The 20,808-nt window shown below is 39.2% G+C and carries 21 protein-coding genes; 12 read left to right on the top strand and 9 right to left on the bottom strand.

Annotation, left to right across the window (positions count from 1 at the left end):
* Positions 1-48 precede the first annotated feature (48 nt).
* The 9 genes from DBO93_RS02670 (at position 49) to DBO93_RS02630 (ending at position 8,459) form a co-directional block, all read left to right on the top strand.
* Positions 49-438, top strand: coding sequence for a hypothetical protein (locus tag DBO93_RS02670; RefSeq protein ID WP_108454948.1), 390 nt, complete (start codon positions 49-51; stop codon positions 436-438).
* Between the two features lie 82 nt (positions 439-520).
* Positions 521-1,282: an SAF domain-containing protein gene (locus DBO93_RS02665; RefSeq protein WP_108454947.1), complete on the top strand. Its 762-nt coding sequence runs from the start codon at positions 521-523 to the stop codon at positions 1,280-1,282.
* A 31-nt stretch (positions 1,283-1,313) separates the two neighbouring features.
* The gene (locus tag DBO93_RS02660) at positions 1,314-2,645 is read left to right on the top strand and encodes a CpaF family protein (RefSeq protein ID WP_108454946.1); all 1,332 of its coding nucleotides are present in this window, start codon (positions 1,314-1,316) and stop codon (positions 2,643-2,645) included.
* Positions 2,639-3,511: a type II secretion system F family protein gene (locus DBO93_RS02655; RefSeq protein WP_108454945.1), complete on the top strand. Its 873-nt coding sequence runs from the start codon at positions 2,639-2,641 to the stop codon at positions 3,509-3,511. Before DBO93_RS02660 ends, DBO93_RS02655 begins: the two co-directional genes overlap by 7 nt.
* Positions 3,508-4,323: a type II secretion system F family protein gene (locus tag DBO93_RS02650; protein ID WP_162533706.1), complete on the top strand. Its 816-nt coding sequence runs from the start codon at positions 3,508-3,510 to the stop codon at positions 4,321-4,323. The genes DBO93_RS02655 and DBO93_RS02650 overlap by 4 nt, the downstream gene beginning before the upstream one ends.
* A 51-nt stretch (positions 4,324-4,374) precedes the next feature.
* Positions 4,375-5,436: a hypothetical protein gene (locus DBO93_RS02645; RefSeq protein WP_108454943.1), complete on the top strand. Its 1,062-nt coding sequence runs from the start codon at positions 4,375-4,377 to the stop codon at positions 5,434-5,436.
* 310 nt (positions 5,437-5,746) lie between these two features.
* Positions 5,747-6,574 carry an EAL domain-containing protein gene (locus DBO93_RS02640; protein ID WP_239059087.1) on the top strand — a complete coding sequence of 276 codons (828 nt, stop codon included), beginning with the start codon at positions 5,747-5,749 and terminating at the stop codon, positions 6,572-6,574.
* A gap of 93 nt (positions 6,575-6,667) precedes the next feature.
* Positions 6,668-7,006, top strand: a complete 339-nt coding sequence (locus DBO93_RS02635) for an Hpt domain-containing protein (RefSeq protein ID WP_108454942.1) — start codon at positions 6,668-6,670, stop codon at positions 7,004-7,006.
* 19 nt (positions 7,007-7,025) lie between these two features.
* Positions 7,026-8,459 (top strand): sigma-54 dependent transcriptional regulator, encoded by a 1,434-nt coding sequence (locus DBO93_RS02630; RefSeq protein ID WP_108454941.1) that lies wholly within the window; start codon positions 7,026-7,028, stop codon positions 8,457-8,459.
* Between the two features lie 359 nt (positions 8,460-8,818).
* Here DBO93_RS02630 and DBO93_RS02625 read toward each other — a convergent pair whose 3' ends face one another.
* The 6 genes from DBO93_RS02625 to DBO93_RS02600 form a co-directional block, all read right to left on the bottom strand.
* A complete protein-coding gene (locus DBO93_RS02625; protein WP_108454940.1) occupies positions 8,819-9,325 on the bottom strand; it encodes a nuclear transport factor 2 family protein in 507 nt (168 codons plus the stop codon).
* 72 nt (positions 9,326-9,397) lie between these two features.
* Positions 9,398-9,883 carry a nuclear transport factor 2 family protein gene (locus tag DBO93_RS02620; protein WP_239059086.1) on the bottom strand — a complete coding sequence of 162 codons (486 nt, stop codon included), beginning with the start codon at positions 9,881-9,883 and terminating at the stop codon, positions 9,398-9,400.
* 45 nt (positions 9,884-9,928) lie between these two features.
* Entirely contained in the window at positions 9,929-10,462 is a 534-nt protein-coding gene (locus tag DBO93_RS02615; protein ID WP_108454939.1) for a cytochrome c, read from the bottom strand.
* Between the two features lie 84 nt (positions 10,463-10,546).
* Positions 10,547-10,885: a hypothetical protein gene (locus tag DBO93_RS02610; protein ID WP_108454938.1), complete on the bottom strand. Its 339-nt coding sequence runs from the start codon at positions 10,883-10,885 to the stop codon at positions 10,547-10,549.
* A gap of 143 nt (positions 10,886-11,028) precedes the next feature.
* A complete protein-coding gene (locus DBO93_RS02605) occupies positions 11,029-11,892 on the bottom strand; it encodes a copper resistance protein B (protein WP_108454937.1) in 864 nt (287 codons plus the stop codon).
* A complete protein-coding gene (locus DBO93_RS02600) occupies positions 11,889-13,730 on the bottom strand; it encodes a copper resistance system multicopper oxidase (RefSeq protein WP_108454936.1) in 1,842 nt (613 codons plus the stop codon). Before DBO93_RS02600 ends, DBO93_RS02605 begins: the two co-directional genes overlap by 4 nt.
* A 165-nt stretch (positions 13,731-13,895) precedes the next feature.
* Between DBO93_RS02600 and DBO93_RS02595 the strand changes: the two genes are divergently transcribed.
* Together DBO93_RS02595 and DBO93_RS02590 are read left to right on the top strand one after the other, a co-directional pair.
* Positions 13,896-14,582: a heavy metal response regulator transcription factor gene (locus DBO93_RS02595; RefSeq protein ID WP_108454935.1), complete on the top strand. Its 687-nt coding sequence runs from the start codon at positions 13,896-13,898 to the stop codon at positions 14,580-14,582.
* Positions 14,572-15,966, top strand: a complete 1,395-nt coding sequence (locus DBO93_RS02590) for a heavy metal sensor histidine kinase (protein WP_108454934.1) — start codon at positions 14,572-14,574, stop codon at positions 15,964-15,966. The genes DBO93_RS02595 and DBO93_RS02590 overlap by 11 nt, the downstream gene beginning before the upstream one ends.
* A gap of 172 nt (positions 15,967-16,138) precedes the next feature.
* Here DBO93_RS02590 and DBO93_RS02585 read toward each other — a convergent pair whose 3' ends face one another.
* Both DBO93_RS02585 and DBO93_RS02575 read right to left on the bottom strand, forming a co-directional pair.
* Entirely contained in the window at positions 16,139-16,792 is a 654-nt protein-coding gene (locus DBO93_RS02585; protein ID WP_108454933.1) for a nitroreductase family protein, read from the bottom strand.
* 344 nt (positions 16,793-17,136) lie between these two features.
* A complete protein-coding gene (locus tag DBO93_RS02575; RefSeq protein WP_108457715.1) occupies positions 17,137-18,162 on the bottom strand; it encodes a zinc-binding alcohol dehydrogenase family protein in 1,026 nt (341 codons plus the stop codon).
* Between the two features lie 213 nt (positions 18,163-18,375).
* Between DBO93_RS02575 and DBO93_RS02570 the strand changes: the two genes are divergently transcribed.
* Complete coding sequence (locus DBO93_RS02570; protein WP_108454932.1) at positions 18,376-19,311, top strand: LysR family transcriptional regulator; 936 nt, start codon at positions 18,376-18,378, stop codon at positions 19,309-19,311.
* 240 nt (positions 19,312-19,551) lie between these two features.
* On the opposite strand, the gene DBO93_RS02565 is transcribed toward DBO93_RS02570, so the two are convergent.
* Positions 19,552-20,733, bottom strand: coding sequence for an AraC family transcriptional regulator (locus DBO93_RS02565; protein ID WP_108454931.1), 1,182 nt, complete (start codon positions 20,731-20,733; stop codon positions 19,552-19,554).
* Positions 20,734-20,808: the final 75 nt, after the last annotated feature.

Genomic DNA, 20,808 nt, shown 5'->3' with positions numbered 1-20,808 from the left:
TTGGTGAGTGTACTAAACAACTAATTAAAATCACCCGAGGTAATAATTATGAAATTTATTAAAAACAAGCAAGCAATGAAAAAGAAGCAAGGCGGATTTGTGATGACATCAGAGTTATTACTGTTATCCACTACTATCGTTATTGGCTTAGTTGTCGGTTTAACTACCATGCGTGATGCCGTAACGGCTGAAATGGAAGATGTCGCTGAAGCTATTGGCTCACTCGACCAAAGTTATGCTTACGATGGTATTAAAAACGCAGAAGGTACTGCTGAAATTAGTGGCTCTGGCTTTATTGATGCCGTAGATACAAATGCTGGTGACGGTGCGACATTTGAATTCATTAATACTGACTTTTCTGAGTCGGCGTCTGCTATCAGTGGCACGCCAAGTGCTGGTGCTAACTCATCTAGTAATGTGGGTAGCCTGAAAAACTAATGAGACATCGCTTATAGACGGAGTCGCACAAAAGTTGTTTCCGTCTTAAGCGTCTACTTTTAACTAACTAATGAGGTGATATATGAAAAGTACGTTCACAGGTGGCGCAACTGGCGCCATGCTCCTTTTCACTGTATCAGGTATGTTAGCCTCAGCACTCGGCGTTCGTCAGTATGACAAATTGAGTACTGATATGGCCTGGACCATCAGTGCTGACATGTCTGCCGGTCAAGTGATTACACCCGAATTTCTTAAACAACAGCGCATAGACCAAGATGCCATTGATGGCACTATTCAAAATCCTCGACAATTGATGGGGAAAACCTTACAGGTAAATAAATCTGGTGGTAGTGCCGTGTTTGCTCGTGATTTAAAGCAACCAGAAAAAAAATCATTATCTCATGCGATCCCACCAGGACGAGTACTGTATACCTTAGACCACTTACAAAAAGGTTTGCCTTATGGACAATTAGGCGACGGTGACCGCTTCGATGTTATCGTTAAAAGCCGTAACGGTGTTAGAACAGTAGCGCGTGACGTACAACTCATCGGCATTAATCATCCTGCAGCAGTAAAAGCAGAGGCCAATGGGCTGAAAAATATGTTGATGCCTAAAAATAAACAAGCACAAAGCCAAGCAGGTATATCATTAGTTGTGGCGGTTCGCCCTTCCGATGTATATCCCCTAGCTAGCATCAGTGCCAGCGACCGTGTATCGATGATTTTTCACAGTGCATACGATCTGGCGCAAGGTACTCAGCAAAATATTGATCCAAAACAACGCTTTCGCCAAGTAGAAATGGTCGCCGGTGTTCAACGTTCAAGCGTAAGAGTGTTTAATTAAGTTGGTACTAACCAGAGAAGGGAGATAAATCATGTTATCGTCAAAGACATTAAATTTTACCACAACAAACACAACTGAAATAGACACTAGCCGCTTGCGAGAGCTACGTCGTTTTCTGCATAATCGTCTTATTGATGGAATGGAAGAAGAAGGTATTCATCTATTAAAAGATCCTCAACGATTAGCAAACCGTCTTGATGAGTTATTGACAGACATTCGCCCAAAACTAGAACCAGCACTAAGCTTGGACGAGATAAGCCTTTTACGCCAAGAAATTATGCAAGAATTAACCGGCATGGGACCTATTTCAGGTCTGATGAGTGAAGCTGGTATTACCGATATTCTAATTAATGGTCCAGATGAAATCTGGGTAGATAAAAATGGCCGTTTGACTCGCACTGACTTACAGTTTGATAATGAAAGTCATTTACGTCTATTTTTAGATCGTATTATTGGAGCTCAAGGACGCCAGTTAGATGCTCGACAACCGATGGTGGATGCCAGGTTACCTGATGGCAGTCGTTTACATGCCATTATCCCGCCGTTGTGTGAAACCGGTCCCATTGTCTCTATTCGACGTTTTCACTCTGAAAAGCTAACCGCCGATCAATTAGTAGACAAAGGCTTTTTAAGTCAAACAATGCTAGATTTTTTAGAGCTTTCAGTAGCTTCAGGGATCAACATCGTTATTGCAGGCAGCGCAGGTGCAGGTAAAACCACCTTACTTAATGTAATTTCTGGTTTCATTCCCGTCAGTGAACGTATTGTTACAGTTGAAGAAACCGCAGAATTACAACTAAACCATCCTCATGTTATCCCATTAGAATCTCGTCACGTAAACAGTGAAGGTTTTGGTGCAGTAACCTTAAGTGACCTAGTAAGAAACGCACTGCGTATGCGAGCCGATAGAATAGTTGTTGGTGAAGTACGAGGTATTGAGGTACTAGACATGCTACAAGCTATGAATGTTGGGCATGACGGTAGTCTTACTACCTTACATGCAAACAGCCCCAAAGATGTCATTAGCCGCATGGAAACCTTAGCCTTAATGGGCGAACGTGGTTTTTCGCGAGATGCTATTCGGCAGATGATTGCAGCATCAGTACAGTTAATCGTACAAGTAATGCGCTTTCGTGATGGTAGCCGACGCATTGTTAGTATCAGTGAGTTAGTTCGCCATGATGATAAAAACGAAATTCGTGAATTATTTACTTTTCGTCATGATAACGATAGCGCATTAGATACAATCAGTGGTCGCCATATCAGCCTAGGTCAACAAACCGAGTTAGCCGCTAAAGTAGAGGCTAAAGGCTACACCGGTGACTTGTTCGATGCTTTATTGACGGCAGATTACTTATGTTAAATGTTGAATTAATTGCCTTAAGCCTTTGCTCATCAGTTATGTCTTTTATTGTGTTGACTTGGTGGCGTAAAAGATCTCACCGTAAGGAAGAGTCAGCAAGCTCAGAAGTTAACGCAAAAGTTCCCTCTACCTTAGCAGGTTGGTTAAAAACGCTTAACCTTAACTTACCCGTTTGGTCAGTTGTTATTGGTATAGCGCTTATTGCAACAACTATATTCATGCTGCTATTAGAGGTATTTCCTGGTCACCTACCTGTGGCAAGTATTGCCGCGATGGCTGCTATAGTATTTTGTTTTAATAGTATTAGTGATGCGGCTAAACGAAAGATAAAAAAGATTGAAAAAGATTTAGCTGAAGCTCTAGATATGATGAAGGCAGCATTAAGTAGTGGGCAATCTCAACATCAAGCGATTCTTATGGCGGCACAATCCAGTAAAGGCCAAGTTAAATTAGAGTTAACCGAAATGCTGGATAGATTAGATATGGGGTGTAGCCCAGAAACAGCCGTTGTGCGCTTAACAACAAAGTATAATTGTGTCGCTACACGTTTGTTTGCGCAAGTCGTTATCGCCCGGTATCAATCGGGGAGTGATTTAACTTTTATGCTAAATTCGGTGAATCAGATCATCAGAGATCGCCAACGTCACCAAATACAAATAGACACTCACTTATCGGGCACTCGTTATGCTGCTATGTTATGTGGTGTATTACCTTACATATTGATCCCTATATTATTATGGCAACAACCGGGTTGGTTTGACGCTTTATTACAACACCCCTCTGGGCCTACTTATTTAGGCGGGGCGTTATTTTTACAATTTAGTGGCTATTTATGGTTACGCCGTATTGCGAGGATAGAACAATGAATATGTTTAGTACCATTGATATTATTTTTCTGTTAATGCTGTGTTTATCACTATACCTATTAGTGCAAGTTCTTAAGCAAGAAAAAAGCTTAATTGAAGAACCTTTTACCCATAAAAAAAAGCAATACCTTATATATCCAGATAAACTAGTTCGTCAATGTGGTATACCATCTGCTCGTTATTGGTTATGGTATTGGGCAGTGAAATGGGGCAGTGTTGCAGTTATCAGCTTTTTATTGCTTGAGTTTTTTAATAGCTCTCTACTAGTTAGCTGTGGAGCTGTATTAGCTTTTTTTCTACTGGATATCAGCTTGTTGCTAAAGCGTAACGCTCGACGTAACCAGATAAAACTTTCATTAGTATTTTTTACAAACTTACTCATTGTCTTTCTTAAATCAGGTTTGTCACTGAGTAATGCTTTTCGTAAAGCAGGTCAATTTGGTCTTCATAAAAACAACCCATTGGCTGCCGAACTAGAGTTAATTGCTTATGAGTTAGATGCAGGTAGAGACAGAGCCGAAGCATTTGATCAACTATCAAACAGAACCGGAGTTGACTCATTAAATAAATTGGCAGTGATCATTAAGGCCGGTGTTAATGTTGGCAGCCCAGTTAGTGATGGATTACAGTCACTTGCCGATTTTCTACGCTTACAACAAGAGCAGCAGCTGACCAGTAGAATAAATCGCAAGGCGCTAGAGTCAACCTTGCCAATGGCAATGGTGTGTTTTCCAATGTTTTTTGTCTTGGTATTTTTTCCTGCTGGACAGCAAATTAGCGAGATAATGTCATTACTTGGAGAGATACTATAACGGCTGCATTACTTCGAAACCGTACATAAATGGATTAAATGAGGGAGCAATATGAATAAGTTTACGTTAGGTAGTCACTTTACGGCGAGGCAAAATAAAAAATTACAGCAAGGTTATGTCTTAACCATTGAGCTGATTTTGCTGGTTACAATTTTAGTGATCGGTAGCTTTGTTGGTATAGTGGCTGTTCGTGACGCCTTATTTAAACAAAAAGTACAACAGCTCGACAATACCATTATAGTCGCTGACGATAACGGTGTGGTATTGGGCGAAATGGTGACTTTAGATGAACATGATGCACCACAACTATTCTATATCGATCGCACATCAACGGAGCCAGAGCAAAATTATCGTGCGTTAATTGGTGTACGCGACGACAGATTTACCAGTCGAGAAGCCATTTACTACACTGAATTAAACTGCCAAGGCGACCCTTGTATCAAACCAGTGAGTAACGAAGCAATGGATGACGTTGGTGTGAGCCGATTGCCCGGTACCGGGGCGGTAAGCTATTTCCAAGCCCTTCAAGGTGCGCCTAATTATGCCATTGGTCGCTCACCAAATGGTTTACCCGGTCACTTGTTTCGTGAAACTATTCAAGCCTGTGAATTGCCTGAATTAGTCGGTGGTACCGGCTCTCCAGTTGGCTCGCGTTATATGTCACAAAAAGTGGTCACGGGAGAGCCTTGTGAATCACCGTTTGATTTACCGGTCCCTGCGGGTGAAGCTCCAATGTCTTGTGCCCCAGCAAGTAACAATAATGGTAATGGCTTAGGTGGAAAGACTGGTATCTGTGATGCTGGCTGTGGTACGAACGATAAAGGCCAGTGTGCTTGTCCAGCAGGATACTATGAAGTATCGGGGAGCTTTTTGGGTCTAGCCGATCAATGTTGCCCCAACGGTACTGATTACACATCAGCGACAGGTGGCGGCGCATTGTGCTCAGGCTTAGGTTTACGTAAGGCGCAATCGGTCGAAGATATTAATAATCCAGGACAAAATGCATTACAGTCTTTTACACCACCTTTTCAAATTAATTTACCTGCCGCAGGAGGGAGAACCGAAGGTGATGAATGGTATCCAACCCCACCTACTGGCGAAGGTAATAATTAACCCTTACCTCTTCACTTAAAGACCTTAGTTTATAAAGCAACATCGAAAAATTTATCTCGATGTTGCTTTATTCGTTTAACTATTTCTCAAGCGCATTCACCTGTGAACAAGGTGAATTGCATTTTGCACATACACTTTCTATTTTGCTTTGCATTTTGCGAATAGTCATTAAAGGCAACATACTCCCAGAAAAAGCAGGACTTTATTTTACTTAATAAACAACAAGTTAAGTTAATTGTAAATTAATTTAATTTTGTGGCCTATCAATTGCGTTAGTAGTGATACTTAAACAATAATCGGACACTTCAAAATGAATACTCACGCTAGCCAAGCTGTAGCCGTAAATAATATGCAAGTACGCACATCATCTAAAATGGATAATTTAACCACTATCATTGAAGATGCATTACAAAACCGCCATTTTTCTATGGTTTACCAACCTTTATTCTCTATGCAAACAAGTAAATTAGTCGGCTTTGAAGCATTAGTAAGATGCCAATCTCCGCAGTTTGGTTTTATTTCACCTGATAAATTTATTCCGCACGCTGAGCAAAACGGGCAAATTATTGAGCTAGGAGATTGGATATTTAAACAAGTGCTATTAGATTTAAAGCGCTTTCTACAATATGGCCTTAAAGATATTACCGTTTCTATTAATGTGTCAGCGGTACAGATTGCAGAAACCAATATTTTTGAGCAAATAATGACCTTAGTTAAAAAATTAGACATTCCAACACGCTGTATCAAACTTGAATTGACGGAAACCGCATTAATTAAAAATCCACAAGTTATTGCTAAAGTTTTTCAAGCCTTTCAACAAGAAGGCATACAGGTTTGGGTTGATGACTTTGGAACCGGTTTTGCCTCTTTAAGTTTATTACGAGAATTTAAAATTAATGGTTTAAAAATCGATAAAAGCTTTGTCGACGGTATAGCAACCTGTAATGAGGACTTTACCTTATGTAGTGCTATTATTGCCATGGCACAACGCTTAGGAATGCATATTGTTGCTGAAGGTATCGAAGATGAAACCCAACTACAGATCCTAAATCAATTAGGTTGTGATACGGCACAAGGTTATTTACTTGGACGCCCAGTCTCTATTGATGAGAACTTACGCCGTTGGGGTAGAAGTTAATAGCGATTAATTCGCTGAAGATATTTGCGTATTACATAGCATTTTGCAATAGTGTCTAAAGTGCACTCAGTTGCATCACCACTGGAGAAGTAAATGACAGATTTAATGGATCAAAGCGTTATTAAACAGATGACTGCCGATTTAGGCGAAGAGACCTGTTTACGCTTGATCAAGCTGTTTATTGACGAGATGACTGATCTACACTTAAAATTAGTGAAGGCTTTTAATGGCCTAGATAGCAACGCCATTGCTGATATTACCCATATTATTAAAAATTCAGCTGCCTTATATGGCGCCATGCCACTATCAGCAAAAGCAACACAGATAAATGATCAGCTCACTATATTGAATAATCCCTTAGCGGCCTCAGACAATATTATATTGTCGTTGATGGAAAATACCTTGTTGCAATATAACGAGAAATATAATTAAAAATTAATGGAGTTGCACAATGGCAGGTAACAAAGCTAGCCCTTTGGTTTATATCGTAGAAGACAGTGTTTCGAGTGGCGCTTTATATAGCTCACAACTAGAAAGTGTGGGTTATCAAACCCGTCATTTTGTTGATGGTTATTCCGCTTTGGTTGCCATTAAAGAAAAAATGCCCAGCGTTATTATTCAAGATGTCTGCTTACCTGATATTAGTGGTTTAGATGTTTTACAATTCGTTAATAAACAAGCATCGCCAGCTAGGGTTATTATTATTACTTCTAACAGCTCTATCGAAATTGCTGTTGATGCCATGCGCTTAGGCGGTTTTGATTTTATCGAAAAACCTTTCACCCGCGAACGTATGTTGACCTCAGTAAATGACGCTGTAAAGCAGCTGATGCTGGAAAGTAACCCAAAAGAAATTGAAGAATCGCCTGAGCCAGCCGACAAAATTAACTTTGTTGGTGAGTCATTGGCGATGCAAACGGTTTTTCGCTTACTCGATAGCGCATCACGCAGTAAAGCCAGTGTATTTGTGACGGGCGAAAGTGGTACCGGAAAAGAGGTTTGTGCGCAGCAATTACATCAATCGAGTAGTCGCAGAGTAGGCCCACTTATCGCCATTAACTGTGCTGCTATTCCAAAAGACTTATTTGAATCAGAATTTTTTGGCCATGTTAAGGGTTCGTTTAGTGGCGCACTCGCCGACCGTAAAGGTGCAGTTGAAGTCGCAAACGGTGGCACCTTATTTTTAGATGAATTATGTGAAATGGATTTAAACCTGCAAGCTAAGCTATTACGCTTCTTGCAAACAGGTACCTTTAATCGCGTCGGCAGTAGTGAAGTGTTGCAAAGTGATGTACGTGTAGTATGTGCAACCAACAGAAATCCAGCCGAAGAAGTAGGCGAAGGACGTTTTCGCGAAGACTTATATTATCGTTTGAATGTAATTCCAGTACAACTACCTGCGCTTAGAGAGCGCGGTAACGACATACTATTGTTAGCCAATGCCATCCTAGCGGATAAAAGTAGCCAAAATAATAAAGACTTCAAACAGTTTTCAGCAGAAGTACAAAAGTTGTTTTTACAATATGACTGGCCGGGCAATATACGTGAATTACAAAATGTCATAGAGAATATGGTGGTTATTCATACCGGTGAAAGCATCACAACAGATATGTTGCCAGCAACGTTCGGTCAATCAGATGGTGAAATAACTAAATCAACAACAGTCGCGAAAAGATCCACACAACATATTATGGCGGCAGAAAAAATACAGCCTATTCAAGGTAGTTCCGCAGGCATAATACCTATGTGGCTAGTAGAGAAAAATACGATTGAACATGCCATAGAAGCCTGTAGCGGTAACATTCCACTTGCTGCAGCACACTTAGGCGTTAGTGCATCAACGATTTACCGAAAAATGAAAAGTTGGGATGCTGGTAACGTTTAAGACCAATTTTACGCACATTTTAAATCATAAGTATTTATATTGAAACTTCAACAACTTAAAGGTTAATAAAACCGGTTGATGTGGTTTCTTTTATTTAAAGCACTAAGTAATGTCACCTTAGTGCTTGCTCCTTTAATGATATGCGGGTATTTAAGCCATCATAATTACTTCAGCGAGGGGTTAAACTGAGTGTGCTTCGTCAAAATTTTAAAACCTGACTTTGCTTCTTAAAGCGTTTCTGTTTTGGCGTTAAAGTTTTATTAATATGACAAAATAAAATATTAAATTGGCTTATAAAAATGCAGTTAAAACATAAGCTATAGCTGCATTATTAATACTGAGATACAACCCATTAACCGTTAATGTTTGTAAGCTGCTTTAGGACGTTTATCACGTGTTGAAGAATGGGTATGAACAACCTTCCAATCCCCTTCTACTTTACGAAATAAGAAAGTTTGATAGCCGGTTTTATCAAATACCTTACCAGATTTTCTTACTTTTCCTTTTACTGCGCTATCAGCAATAGCCCAAGCAAAATCTTTATCTTTACCTTCAAAAGTAACCTCTATATTGGAAAAATTTAATTCGAGGTATTCCATGGCATCTTTTTCAGGTTCAACATGGTGATTAACTAAGCTGTCTAAACCTGGATTTTGACCGCCAGACTCTATATATCTAGCGCCTTTAAAGTCTAAGTAATTTTCTCTAAAAGGCGTTCCATCACCGTTTTCCCAACCAAATTTAATACCTGAGATAATATCAACAATGGCTTGTTTGCTTTTATCGTTATGATTTTTATCACCGTGAGCATTCACTGAGAAGCTCAAGATAACTATCATCGCTGTTAAAATGTTTTTAATCTTCATATCTACGACTCTTATTTTGTAGGTTGTAATATTTTGCAGAACAATAAAACCCTAAAGTGGCATTACATGTTGCTAATTTGACCAGTGAATATGTACTATCTTCCACTCACCAAGTTGCTTTTCTAGCACTATGGTTTCCATGCCTTCGTAATTAAGCGTTTTGTTTTTGTATGTGCCGGTGGTTTTACTACGTGACATTGAAACCGCACTATTACCCGTAACTTTAACATTATGCTCAAGTAGCTCACTGTTTGTGGCGGCTAGGTATTTCATATCGGATAACATATGATGATGGGCATATTCATCGGCTGAGCGCTCAACTCCTCCACCTTCAAAAATTAGTACGTCATCTGCTAATAATTTTCTCGCGGCTATTTTATCTTGTGCTTTCAATGCCTGATGAAATTGTGTAACTACCTGACCAGGCACAGATTTAATACCAATAAACATTGGCGATTGCTCTAATGAATTAGGCTTGGCCTCATGCGCAATACTAACACTAGTAAAAAACACACTTATTACACACACAAGCATCGTAGGTAACTTAACTTTTATCATTATTCTTCCTGTTATTATTTATTATTATTTATTTGTTAGTTAAATCTAATCAATCGCTGTCAGTATTTGATATTGTTCTGGTGTTAAAGTGTATAGCTGATTGATAAAAGCTACCATTGCCCATATGCGCTGATCGTCATGGGTTTTACCCCACGCAGGCATACCAGACGCTTTAATACCATGCTTAATTATCCAAAAATTTCTCCGAGCAGCGTCATCATCGTCACCATGTTCATGACCGACATGTGTTTTACTCGATATGGCCAAGTTAGGCGGCGCAGGATATAAGCCTAGACTCATATCACTCTCACTTTGACCGGGTTTTAGGTGGCAACTGGAACACATAAATTCATAATCAGTGCCGCCGGTTAGTAATAACTCTGGGTCACTTAAATCAGGAACTTTGATATTTTTTGCCGCATTGCGAATAGAGTTTTCTCTGGTTTCTTCTAACAGCCAATAGACAAGATCACTGTGCGGCTCATCAGCGGCGACATTAACAATACCTGAATACATCACAGTAGCGGCTGAGCCGATAGCTAAAACAAAAAGTACCAATAATAATTTAATGATTTTCATACTATTCCCTTCAAGAACTGAGGTTTCAAAAGTCACTTAGCGTCAGGATACTGACATAGACGCTAAGCTACTAAGTAAGTTGACTTAATGATTGTGTTCTTGATCATCTTTCTTCGCAGCATTTGACTCTGTTTGTTTCATTTTGCTGTGGTCCATTTCTTTCATTTTGCTGTGGTCCATTTCTTTCATTTTGCTGTGGTCCATTTCTTCCATTTTATGATCCTCAGCTTTTGACTGTTTCATACATTTTTTCATCATGGCAATGGCAACAGGATTTTTCATGTCCATTTTACTGTGATCCATTTTGCTACAATCCGCCTTTTCTGCTTTTTTTACATGCAGTGAAGGATCATGTGCTGTTGCTGAAAGTGATAAGGCCATTGTTGGTATTAATACTAAAGCTAATTTTGTTAACGTTTTCATGGTTTACTCCTAAATTTATAAAGTTTAATTGGGTTTATGTCTCGATCTCAAAGCAATATTTTCAAAAAATCGATTTATTAATCATCGTTATTTGATGACTAGCGTCATTTAATTCACCTTTATCATAAAATAAAGTGTCTTAGCTAAAACCAAAATTTAACACCAGTAACAAACTCAGTTTGGTTACTGCGTTCTCCTCTTAATCTGGCATAATCGGCCGTTTGACCGTAAGAATTCTTCCATTCTACTCCTACGTAAGGCGCAAACTGGCGAGTGAACTCATAACGAAGTCGCAAACCAATAGCACTACTAGATAAGCCACTACCAAGTTCATTTTCCTCATCGTCTTTGCCATAGAGGGTGATTTCAGCGCGCGGTTGCACAATCAATTTTTGGGTTAATAGTAGTTCATATTCTGCTTCAAGTGTGAATGCGCTATGTCCCTTTTCGCCCAAATATGCAGTCATATCAAGCTCAAACCAATACGGCGCTAAACCTTGCAGACCTACGGCTAACCATTGGCGATTTTTACCATCTTTAGCGTAATCAGATCGAATACCTAGTTGGGCATCCCAATACGCAGAAATAGCATGTCCCCATAATATATCAGTTTGATTTTCCTCAAGCTTACCGTCACTGATGTCACCTTCAGATTTGATCACTAAGCGATTAAAAGTAGTACCGTACCACGCTTGTAAATCAAACACGGCAGCATCAGTTTGTTCGTTATATTCAAACCGATCGCCTAATAAAGCATAAAAGCGATGTTCATCAGCCAATGTTAACCTTTCACCACCTTCTAGAGCATAAGGCCCCTGGGTTAAAGTGGTTCCTGCTGAGTAAGCATGCGGATCCCTAGCATTTTGTGGGGCATCACCACCTTGAGCTTGCATTTCATTACCTGACATTTCAGCCATATTACTTTGTGCAAGCGTGTGTTGACTCGCTAGCGACAAGCCAACGAGAAATACCGTATTTAAGGCGTTAACTAAGATTGTTTTTCTCATGATACAACTACCTCTCTAAACATACCGGCATCCATGTGGAACAATAGATGACAATGCCAAGCCCAACGACCTACATCATGTGGTGTGGTTAAAAAGCTAATTCTTTGCGCAGGTTGCACCGGTATAGTATGTCGGCGAACCATTACCTCACCTTGGTCATTTTCCAAATCACTCCACATACCATGTAAATGCATAGGATGTGTCATCATGGTATCGTTTTGTAAAATAACGCGTAATCGCTGATTATGTTTCATATGCACAGGCGTACTTTTACCAAACTCTAAACCATCGAAAGACCAGCTATAACGTTCCATATTACCCGTTAAATGCAACTCTATTTCAGCTTCTGGCTCTTGGTGATCGGCAATGCCGTCAAGTGAACGTAAGTCTGCAAGTGTTAAAACACGACGGCCATTATTGCGTAAGCCAATACCAGGATCGTCTAAGTTTGTCCGCGGCATATCAACTCGCATATCTACCGAGGCGCCATACTCTGTTTTGGCGTGACGTACTTTATTACTCGGGACAGCCAATGGGTTTCCACCCATGTTATGCATACTATGATCCATAGACATTGCGCTATGATCCATCGCCATACCACCTTGCTTCATAGTGCCTTTATCCATAGCATTTCCCGACATATCTGACATGCCTGCCATACCTGGCATTGAACCATGTTCACCGCCACTAGCCATGTTCCCCATCATATCCGTCATTGTTAACCATTCAACAGGATCGAGTGCTGGCACAGGCGCATCAAGGCTAGGGTCTACTGACAATGTGCCTTTGGCATAACCTGAACGGTCCATACTTTGGGCAAAAATGGTATAAGCATCATTTTTTGGTTCAACAATCACATCGTAAGTTTCACCTGGGCCAAAGCGAAATTCATCAACAGTGACTGGTTCAATATTTTGTCCATCAGCCTGCACGACGGTTAGTTTAAGTTCCGGTATGCGCACATCAAAAAAACTATTACTTGAGCCGTTAATAAATCTTAGTCTTAGCTTTTCACCGTTTTTAAATAGGCCTCGCCAATTTGCCATTGGTGTACTGCCATTCATAAGAAAGGTCATAGTTGATGCGGATAAGTCAGCGAGATCGGTAGGATTCATTCGCATCTTATTCCACATTTCTCGACGTTGTAATGCATTAGCAACACTGGAACTAGCGACATCATCAAAAAACTCAGGCACAGTCGGTTGATTAAAATTGTAGGTATCACCCTGCACTTTTAATTTACGAAACACATCCATTGGATTTTCGTCAGTCCAATCAGATAATTGAATGACATATTCGTTATCGGCACTAATAATATCTTGCTCACGAGGCTCGATAATTAAAGCACCGTACATGCCGGTCATTTCTTGGAAACCACTGTGTGAGTGATACCAATAGGTGCCACTTTGTTGAAGTTTAAATTTATAGACAAAGGTTTCACCCGGCATTATACCTTTGAAGCTTATGCCAGGGACGCCATCCATTTGATACGGTAAAATAATGCCATGCCAGTGAATTGAGCTAGGAACCTTTAAATTATTGGTTACTCTAATAGTGACATCATCGCCTTCTTTAAGGCGTAAGGTTGGAGCAGGTATAGAGCCATTAATTGTTGTCGCTGTACGCACAACACCAGTAAAATTAACCAGTGATTCACCTATCACCAAATCAATAACTTTACCGCTCAATTCTGTTACATTACCTCTATTGCCTGTGGTTAGTGATGAAGCAGCATAAATTATACTAGGGCATGCCGCCAGCACGCCGCCAGCAATTAAACCTTGAACAAACCGTCTTCTTGGCATATGTGTTGGATGTAGTGACTCTTTAACTCTCATTACTTATCCTTTGATATTAGAATATACCTAGAGTATAAGTGTTTTGCCTGACATTGACATGACGCGAAGATTACAAAGTTGTAATCTTCGCGTCATGTTATTGTTGTAGTAGATATTGCATAGTGTTATCGAAACCGTGATGAAGGACTTTATTGAAGGAATTATATGCGTTTATTAGTTGTTGAAGACGAAGTTAAAACTGGTGACTACTTAAAGCAAGGCTTAAGTGAGTCAGGCTTTCAGGTGTCGTTAGCTCGTAATGGCCTTGATGGTCACCACTTCGCTATGACTGAATTATTTGATGTTATTATCTTAGATGTGATGTTACCCGATGTCTCCGGTTGGCGAATTCTACAATCCCTACGTGAAGCTAATAATGAGACCCCTGTATTATTTTTATCTGCGCGAGATAGTGTCGATGATAGAGTAAAAGGTCTTGAACTAGGTGCTGATGATTATCTGATAAAACCGTTTGCCTTTTCGGAAGTATTAGCCAGAGTACGCACACTGATTCGCCGCGGCGGCACCCAAAAGATTGCCGATATATTAACAGTGGCTGATTTAGAAATAGATATCCCCAAACGCAAGGTTCAGCGCGCAGGTAAGCGTATTCTATTAAGTAACAAAGAGTTCAACCTTCTTGAATTGTTGCTCCGCCGAGAAGGCGAAGTTTTACCTCGTTCATTAATTGCTTCTCAAGTTTGGGACATGAACTTTGATAGTGATACAAACGTCATCGACGTTGCTATCCGTCGATTAAGAGGAAAAATTGATGATGAGTTTGGAGTAAAACTTATTCATACTGTTCGGGGTATGGGTTATAAATTAGAGGCTGAATTTAATGAAAATTAATTTCAGGACTCGGTCAATTACCTTCAGAGTTGTGTTGTTTGTTGCCATTACCGCTGTATTTAGCCTTTCTGTTATCGGTACACTTATCTATAGCTCTATTGACCACCACTTTATTCAGCAAGATATTGGCGAGCTTAAGGTGATTAACCATTCAATTGAAACAACATTATCACAACAGCACAATACCAAAATGCCACTAGCTAACGCTTTATCAAAAGCCGTGGCTGGTCATCACGGTGTTTATTTTCAAGTGAACAGCCAGGCAGGTGAATTAATATATAGCAACTCACCCCGAGACTTTAGCCAGTTGAACATCCCCTTGCCTACAACCTTTGGTTTTAATGGCGAAAATATTACCAGACACAGTATTGGCAAGTCTATTTATAGGGTGTTGGTCACCAATTATAGTAGTCAGCAGGCCAACTACAAAATCACCGTTGCTATTGATATGAGTTTTCATATGCAATTTCTCAGTCACTTTAAACAAAGTTTATGGATTATTATGCTTTGTTCAGGGCTAATGGTTTTACTAGCTGCTTGGTTTGCTGTTTATCAGGGACTAAACCCTTTACGGGGCCTGAGTAGAAAAATGCAGGATATCCAAAGCGATAACTTTGAAATTAGATTAGATGAAGACAAAGTGCCCACTGAATTAATTAATATGGTGCGCTCTTTTAATTTAATGCTTGATAGATTACAAAATGAATTTTTACGTTTATCAAATTTCTCCTCCGATATCGCTCACGAACTCAGAACACCTTTAACAAACATTATTACTCAAAGTCAGGTTGGACTATCAAGACCACGAAAACTAGAAGAGTATCAGGAGTTATTATTCTCTAACTTAGAAGAGCTAGATAGATTAACCAAGATGGTCAGCGATATGTTGTGGCTGGCAAAAACACAAAATGGCCTGATCAAACCTGAGCAGCAGATATTAAATAGTGATACCGAAATAGCGGCATTGTTTGAGTATTTTGATGCGCTAGCTGAAGAAAAAAATATAACGTTTATAAAGCGAGGCGAAAATTTAACTTTTTATTGCGATAAATTACATTTTCGCCAATTAATATCTAACTTGTTATCAAATGCCATGCGTTATACCGCCAAAGGCTTATCAGTCACTGTGAACATGACGACTACAAGCAATGGACAAGCTTGTATATCAGTAATAAACCCTGGAGAAAAGATACCAGCTGAGCATATTCCCTATTTATTTGACCGTTTTTATCGACCTGATAAGTCAAGAACGCGACACAGCGATGGTGCTGGATTAGGCCTAGCGATTGTTAAAGCATTAGTAGAAACTAATGCGGGTAAAATCGACGTCACTTCAAATGATGAAGCAACATGTTTTAACATTTTTCTCAAACTAGCAAAGTAGCAGGTCATGACTCCCTTTGTATTGCGTTTTAGGCCAGTAATTTCGTCACTGGTCTTTTTCTTTAAAAAATCAGGTAACAAAAAAGCCACTTAAAATATAAGTGGCTTAGTTTATTTAGCTAATGCGAACACTAACGCTCAAGCTGGTTAGCGTTTAAAATTTTATAGCAAGCTTATAAAACTTGAATTATTTGCTCTTTCGCTAAACGCGACTTAGGTAGCTTAGCGTTATAATCTTCAGAATCATCGTGGTAGCCAAGCACTAATGCTACGTCACAGATGTAACCGTCTAATTCTTTTTCAAAAACGTCACCAATTAGCTCAGCATCTACGCCTTCCATTGGAGTTGAATCAATACCTAAACGTGCTGCTGCATGCATTGTGTTACCTAAAGCAATGTAGGTTTGCGCTTTAGTCCATGTTGCATTGTTGCCTTGCTCGTCTGTATTCATATCAACAAAAGCAAAAGCGCCAAATGATTGTTCGCGATTTTCTGCTTGAGTACGACCATTTTTAATATCTGCATCAATGACTTTTTCGTAATCTTCGCGAGTATATTTAGGGTTGTAAGCAAATAAAATAACGTGCGAAGCTGTTTTAATATGTGGTTGATTAAACTGAAATTTATTAGCAAAGATATTATGCATACGTTCTTTAGCTTCATCAGACTCAATAACAATAAACTTCCAAGGTTGTGAGTTAATTGATGAAGGAGAAAGGCGCATAGCTTGAAAAACTATGTCTAGATCATCTTGGGGAATACGCTTGGTGGTATAGCGCTTAGTCGTGTAACGTTTTTCTAAATCACTAATAATTGGGTGAGTCATGTGGTTCTCCGTTAGGTGGCTTGTTTAGCCGATGTTTACTATGTTGAGCCGTTTTATTAAAAACAAAGCCTGTATAACAATTAATTACTTATTTGTTGAGCCATTGGCGAGTGGCTTCATCTATTACCTGTCGCTCTTTGCTCACTTTATAATCAAGCTCGGCAATTATATCGTTCGAGAAATGTAGCTTATCAAGTCTCTCTAATTACGCTTGACTAAAAAGTGCCTGTTTATCTTCACGTAACAATAAAACCGCTCTATCAACGCTACCGAGTAAGCCTTTAGGGTCTGCAAGTTCACGTATCTTATTTATCATGTAAAAATTGTGGCTTTCAAAGTAGTGATTAAAAGCCTTCAAGTACAATTTTACCGATTGATGTACCCGCTTCTAGCTCTTCGTGAGCAATGCGCAAATTAGCCGCATTAATCGTACCTAAATTTTTACCTATAGTCGTTTGAACGTAGCCTTGGTCAATTAAATCAGCAACATGATTTAATAACTTACTTTGTTCTATTAAATCTTTAGCGTTAAACATTGAACGAGCAAACATAAATTCCCAATGAAGCGATAAGCTTTTCATTTTTAATTTGCTAACATCTAATGACTCTGGATCGTCAATCATCGCAATTTTACCAAATGGTGTTAGTACTTCGGTATATGCTTCAAAGTAAGTATCAGTACTGTGCAGGCTAGCCACATGTGTTACTGAGCCAATGTTTAGCGCTTCAATTTGTGCTGGTAATGGTTTGGTGTGATCAACCACATGATCAGCGCCTAGTTTTTTAACCCATGCTTGCGAGCTTTCGCGTGATGCTGTTGCAATCACAGTTGCGCCAGTAATTGCTTTAGCTAATTGAATAAAGATAGAACCAACGCCGCCAGCTGCACCCGTAACCAAAATAACTTCGTCTGATTTTGTTTTTGAATCAGGCGCTTGTTTTACAATGTTTAAATGCTCAAATAATAATTCGTATGCTGTTATTGCTGTCAGTGGTAATGCTGCAGCTTCGGCATTGTTTAAGCTTTGCGGCTTAAAACCGACAATGCGTTCATCCACTAATTGAAATTCTGCGTTACTGCCTGAACGAGTAATATCACCGGCATAATAAACGGCATCACCAGGTTTAAAGCTTGTTACAGCATCACCTGTTGCAACAACTTCGCCAACAGCATCCCAACCAATTACTTTTACTTCGCCATCGGCTGGTGGCATAAATAAACGTACTTTGTAATCTGCAGGGTTAACGGCAATGGCTTTAACTTTTATCAGTAAATCGCGACCGGTAGCAATTGGTTGTGGTAGCTCCACATCAATTAGCGACTCAGGGTTTGAAACAGGAAGAGATTTTTTATAACCGATGGCTTTCATCATTATGTATCCTAAATAAATTGTGTAAGTGATAGCTTTCTAGCTGATGGAGTTAGTTTACGTTTTACACTCATTTAGATAAACCACCTAATCATTGAAACATTATCAAAAAATAATTGATAATCTAGATATTGATTTATGCTTTAATACTAATAGTGAGTATATTTTTAGCTATTAGCTTCAATTAGATTTAACCAAAGTGGATTTATAAAAATGTTGTTAGAAGACCTACAGGTAATATTAAAAGTAGCTGAGTTTAAGAGTATTACCGCCGCTGCTTCAAATCTCGATATGCGAACTGCTACTGCCAGTGCAGCAGTTAAAAGAGTAGAAAAATCGCTTGGACTTGATCTTTTTATTCGCACCACCCGCCATTTGCGTTTGTCAGCTGCGGGGGAGCGCTATATTCCTCAATGCCAGCAAGCACTTGCTATGCTCGATCAAGCAAAGCAAACAATGAAAAGCGACGATGATATTATTGACGGTGAGCTACGCATTGCAATGTCGTCAGACTTAGGACGTAATGTTGTTACTCCATGGCTTGATGAGTTTATGCAAATCCACACCAAATTAAGCTTACGCGCTAATGTTAGTGATAGTAAAATCGATTTCTACCGCGACTCGGTAGATATAGCACTGCGCTACGGTAAACCTAGTGATGCCAGTATGTATGGGTTTAAAATTTGTAATGTTCCACGTGTTTTATGTGCAACTCAGGCGTATTTAGATCAGCATGGCACACCAAGTCACCCACACGATTTGGTGGCTCATAAAGGCTTGTTTTATCAGATCCATGACATCATAAAAGATGTATGGGAATTTAGTGGTGAAGACAGCGAATTTAAAGTCAAAATGAATGGTAGGCACGCAACTAACGATGGTGACCTAGTCAGGCGCTGGTGTTTATCTGGTAAAGGCCTTGCTGTAAAATCGTGCTTAGATATGTCAAACGATTTACTCGCGGGTAATGTTGTCAGTATTATGCCAAATTTTACGCCGACACAAACAGAACTTTGGCTTGTATGCCCAAGCAGGCAGTCGATTACTCCTGCTGTACGTTTACTTCGCGATGCATTTAGAGAAAAAAGCGCTGCTATTTTAAAGGCACTTATTGCTCGAGGAATAATTGATAAAAGCGTTCAGAGTTAATTAAAGAGAGACTTGTTTTTTTAAAATAGTTTCATGGGAAGTATTACTGATATCCCACTATATACCCCTAACTTTCAAGCACTTAAAATAACCGTTGGAATTCCAATAAAATAATAAAATTTAGCAACGTTTTTATATTGAAATTGATGCCAGCTTTTCCATTGCCGGAATATTCAGTTACTCTTATCAGCAGTACTCGTTAAGCTCTATAGGTTAACGAGTGCCCCTAATCAGTTATTTTCAATGTGAACTATTTTGCTTACGAAACTCACTTGGGGTTTGTCCTATTTCTTGTTTAAAGGCTTTATAAAAAGAAGATCTCGCGTTAAATCCAACCTCAAGTGCGATGGTAAGTACTGAGTCTTTATTAGCTAATATTTTCGGCTTCGCTGCTTCAATGCGCCACTTATTGATGAAATCAAAAAAGTTTGTGCATAGCGTTTCATTCAGTGTTTGTGAGATATAATTAGGAGATATAGCTAAATGGTTAGCGAGTTTTTGCAGTGACAGATTTGGATCTAAATATAACGTCTCTTTGCTCATAATGTTATTAATTTTATCTGCAATACGATTGGATTGCTCATTATCTAGCGCTGAACGTTGATACTTCATTGGAGAACTTATTTCAACATTGTCGTCATTATTTCGAACAGCAATATCGACGCTTTCACTTTCACTATAGCCAGTAAATCCTGGTTTTTGCTGCAAGCCAAAGTGAGCCAAGCTCCATACCAATAGCAGTGACAGCAAACTCTCAGTTCTTATATTAAATAAGAAATTATCAAATAGGTTTGAAGAAAACACCGTAACCAAAGAAAACAACCAAGTACTAATAGCAATGAACAGTAGCCAGTTCATCCAGTTAAGTGATTTATCGTCATGATTAGAGAACACATTTTTCAACTGTTTTCGATAATCAACCAAACGGTAAATAATACGAAAAGCGATATATACACATTGACCAAGCCAGAGCATCATCAAAACCAATAAGCCTATAGCGGTGACGATAGCTAAAGGAGCAACCACATCAATATCGTTAATAAATATATCTGTATACATGTCTTTTGGTAAAAACATGATCATTACACCAACAATAAGAGCAGGCCAGAACAAAACAAAATGGAGGGCTTGCTTTTTGTTTAGCTTCCAAGGTTTTTCAGCGGTGATCCCTTCAATATAAAACCATAAACAGGGACACAATAAAAAAAGAGTAGGAAAAACTATCGCACTATACAATTGACTCCAGTCAGGAAATTGAGCATTAACAACTGGCACGAGTGCAATAGTGGTATTGGCAAGTAAGAATATTGCTAAAGGTAAAAAAATTACAGACTTCATTGCTCGGCTAAGAAGAATAGGAACGCTTAGTAATATCTGTCCTAGCATAACCATGCTGATAATCATTACGACAGGGTCTGTCAAATTTAATACCTTTTTACACACTTGAAGATTTAAGCGTTTAATTCTACCTCATTATCTACAAATACACCTAGAAAA

Origin of the sequence: Colwellia sp. Arc7-D (genome assembly GCF_003061515.1) — a bacterium.
Lineage (GTDB): Bacteria > Pseudomonadota > Gammaproteobacteria > Enterobacterales > Alteromonadaceae > Cognaticolwellia.
The sequence above is the reverse complement of the archived record's forward strand: the minus strand, read 5'-3'. Positions and strand labels throughout refer to the sequence as shown.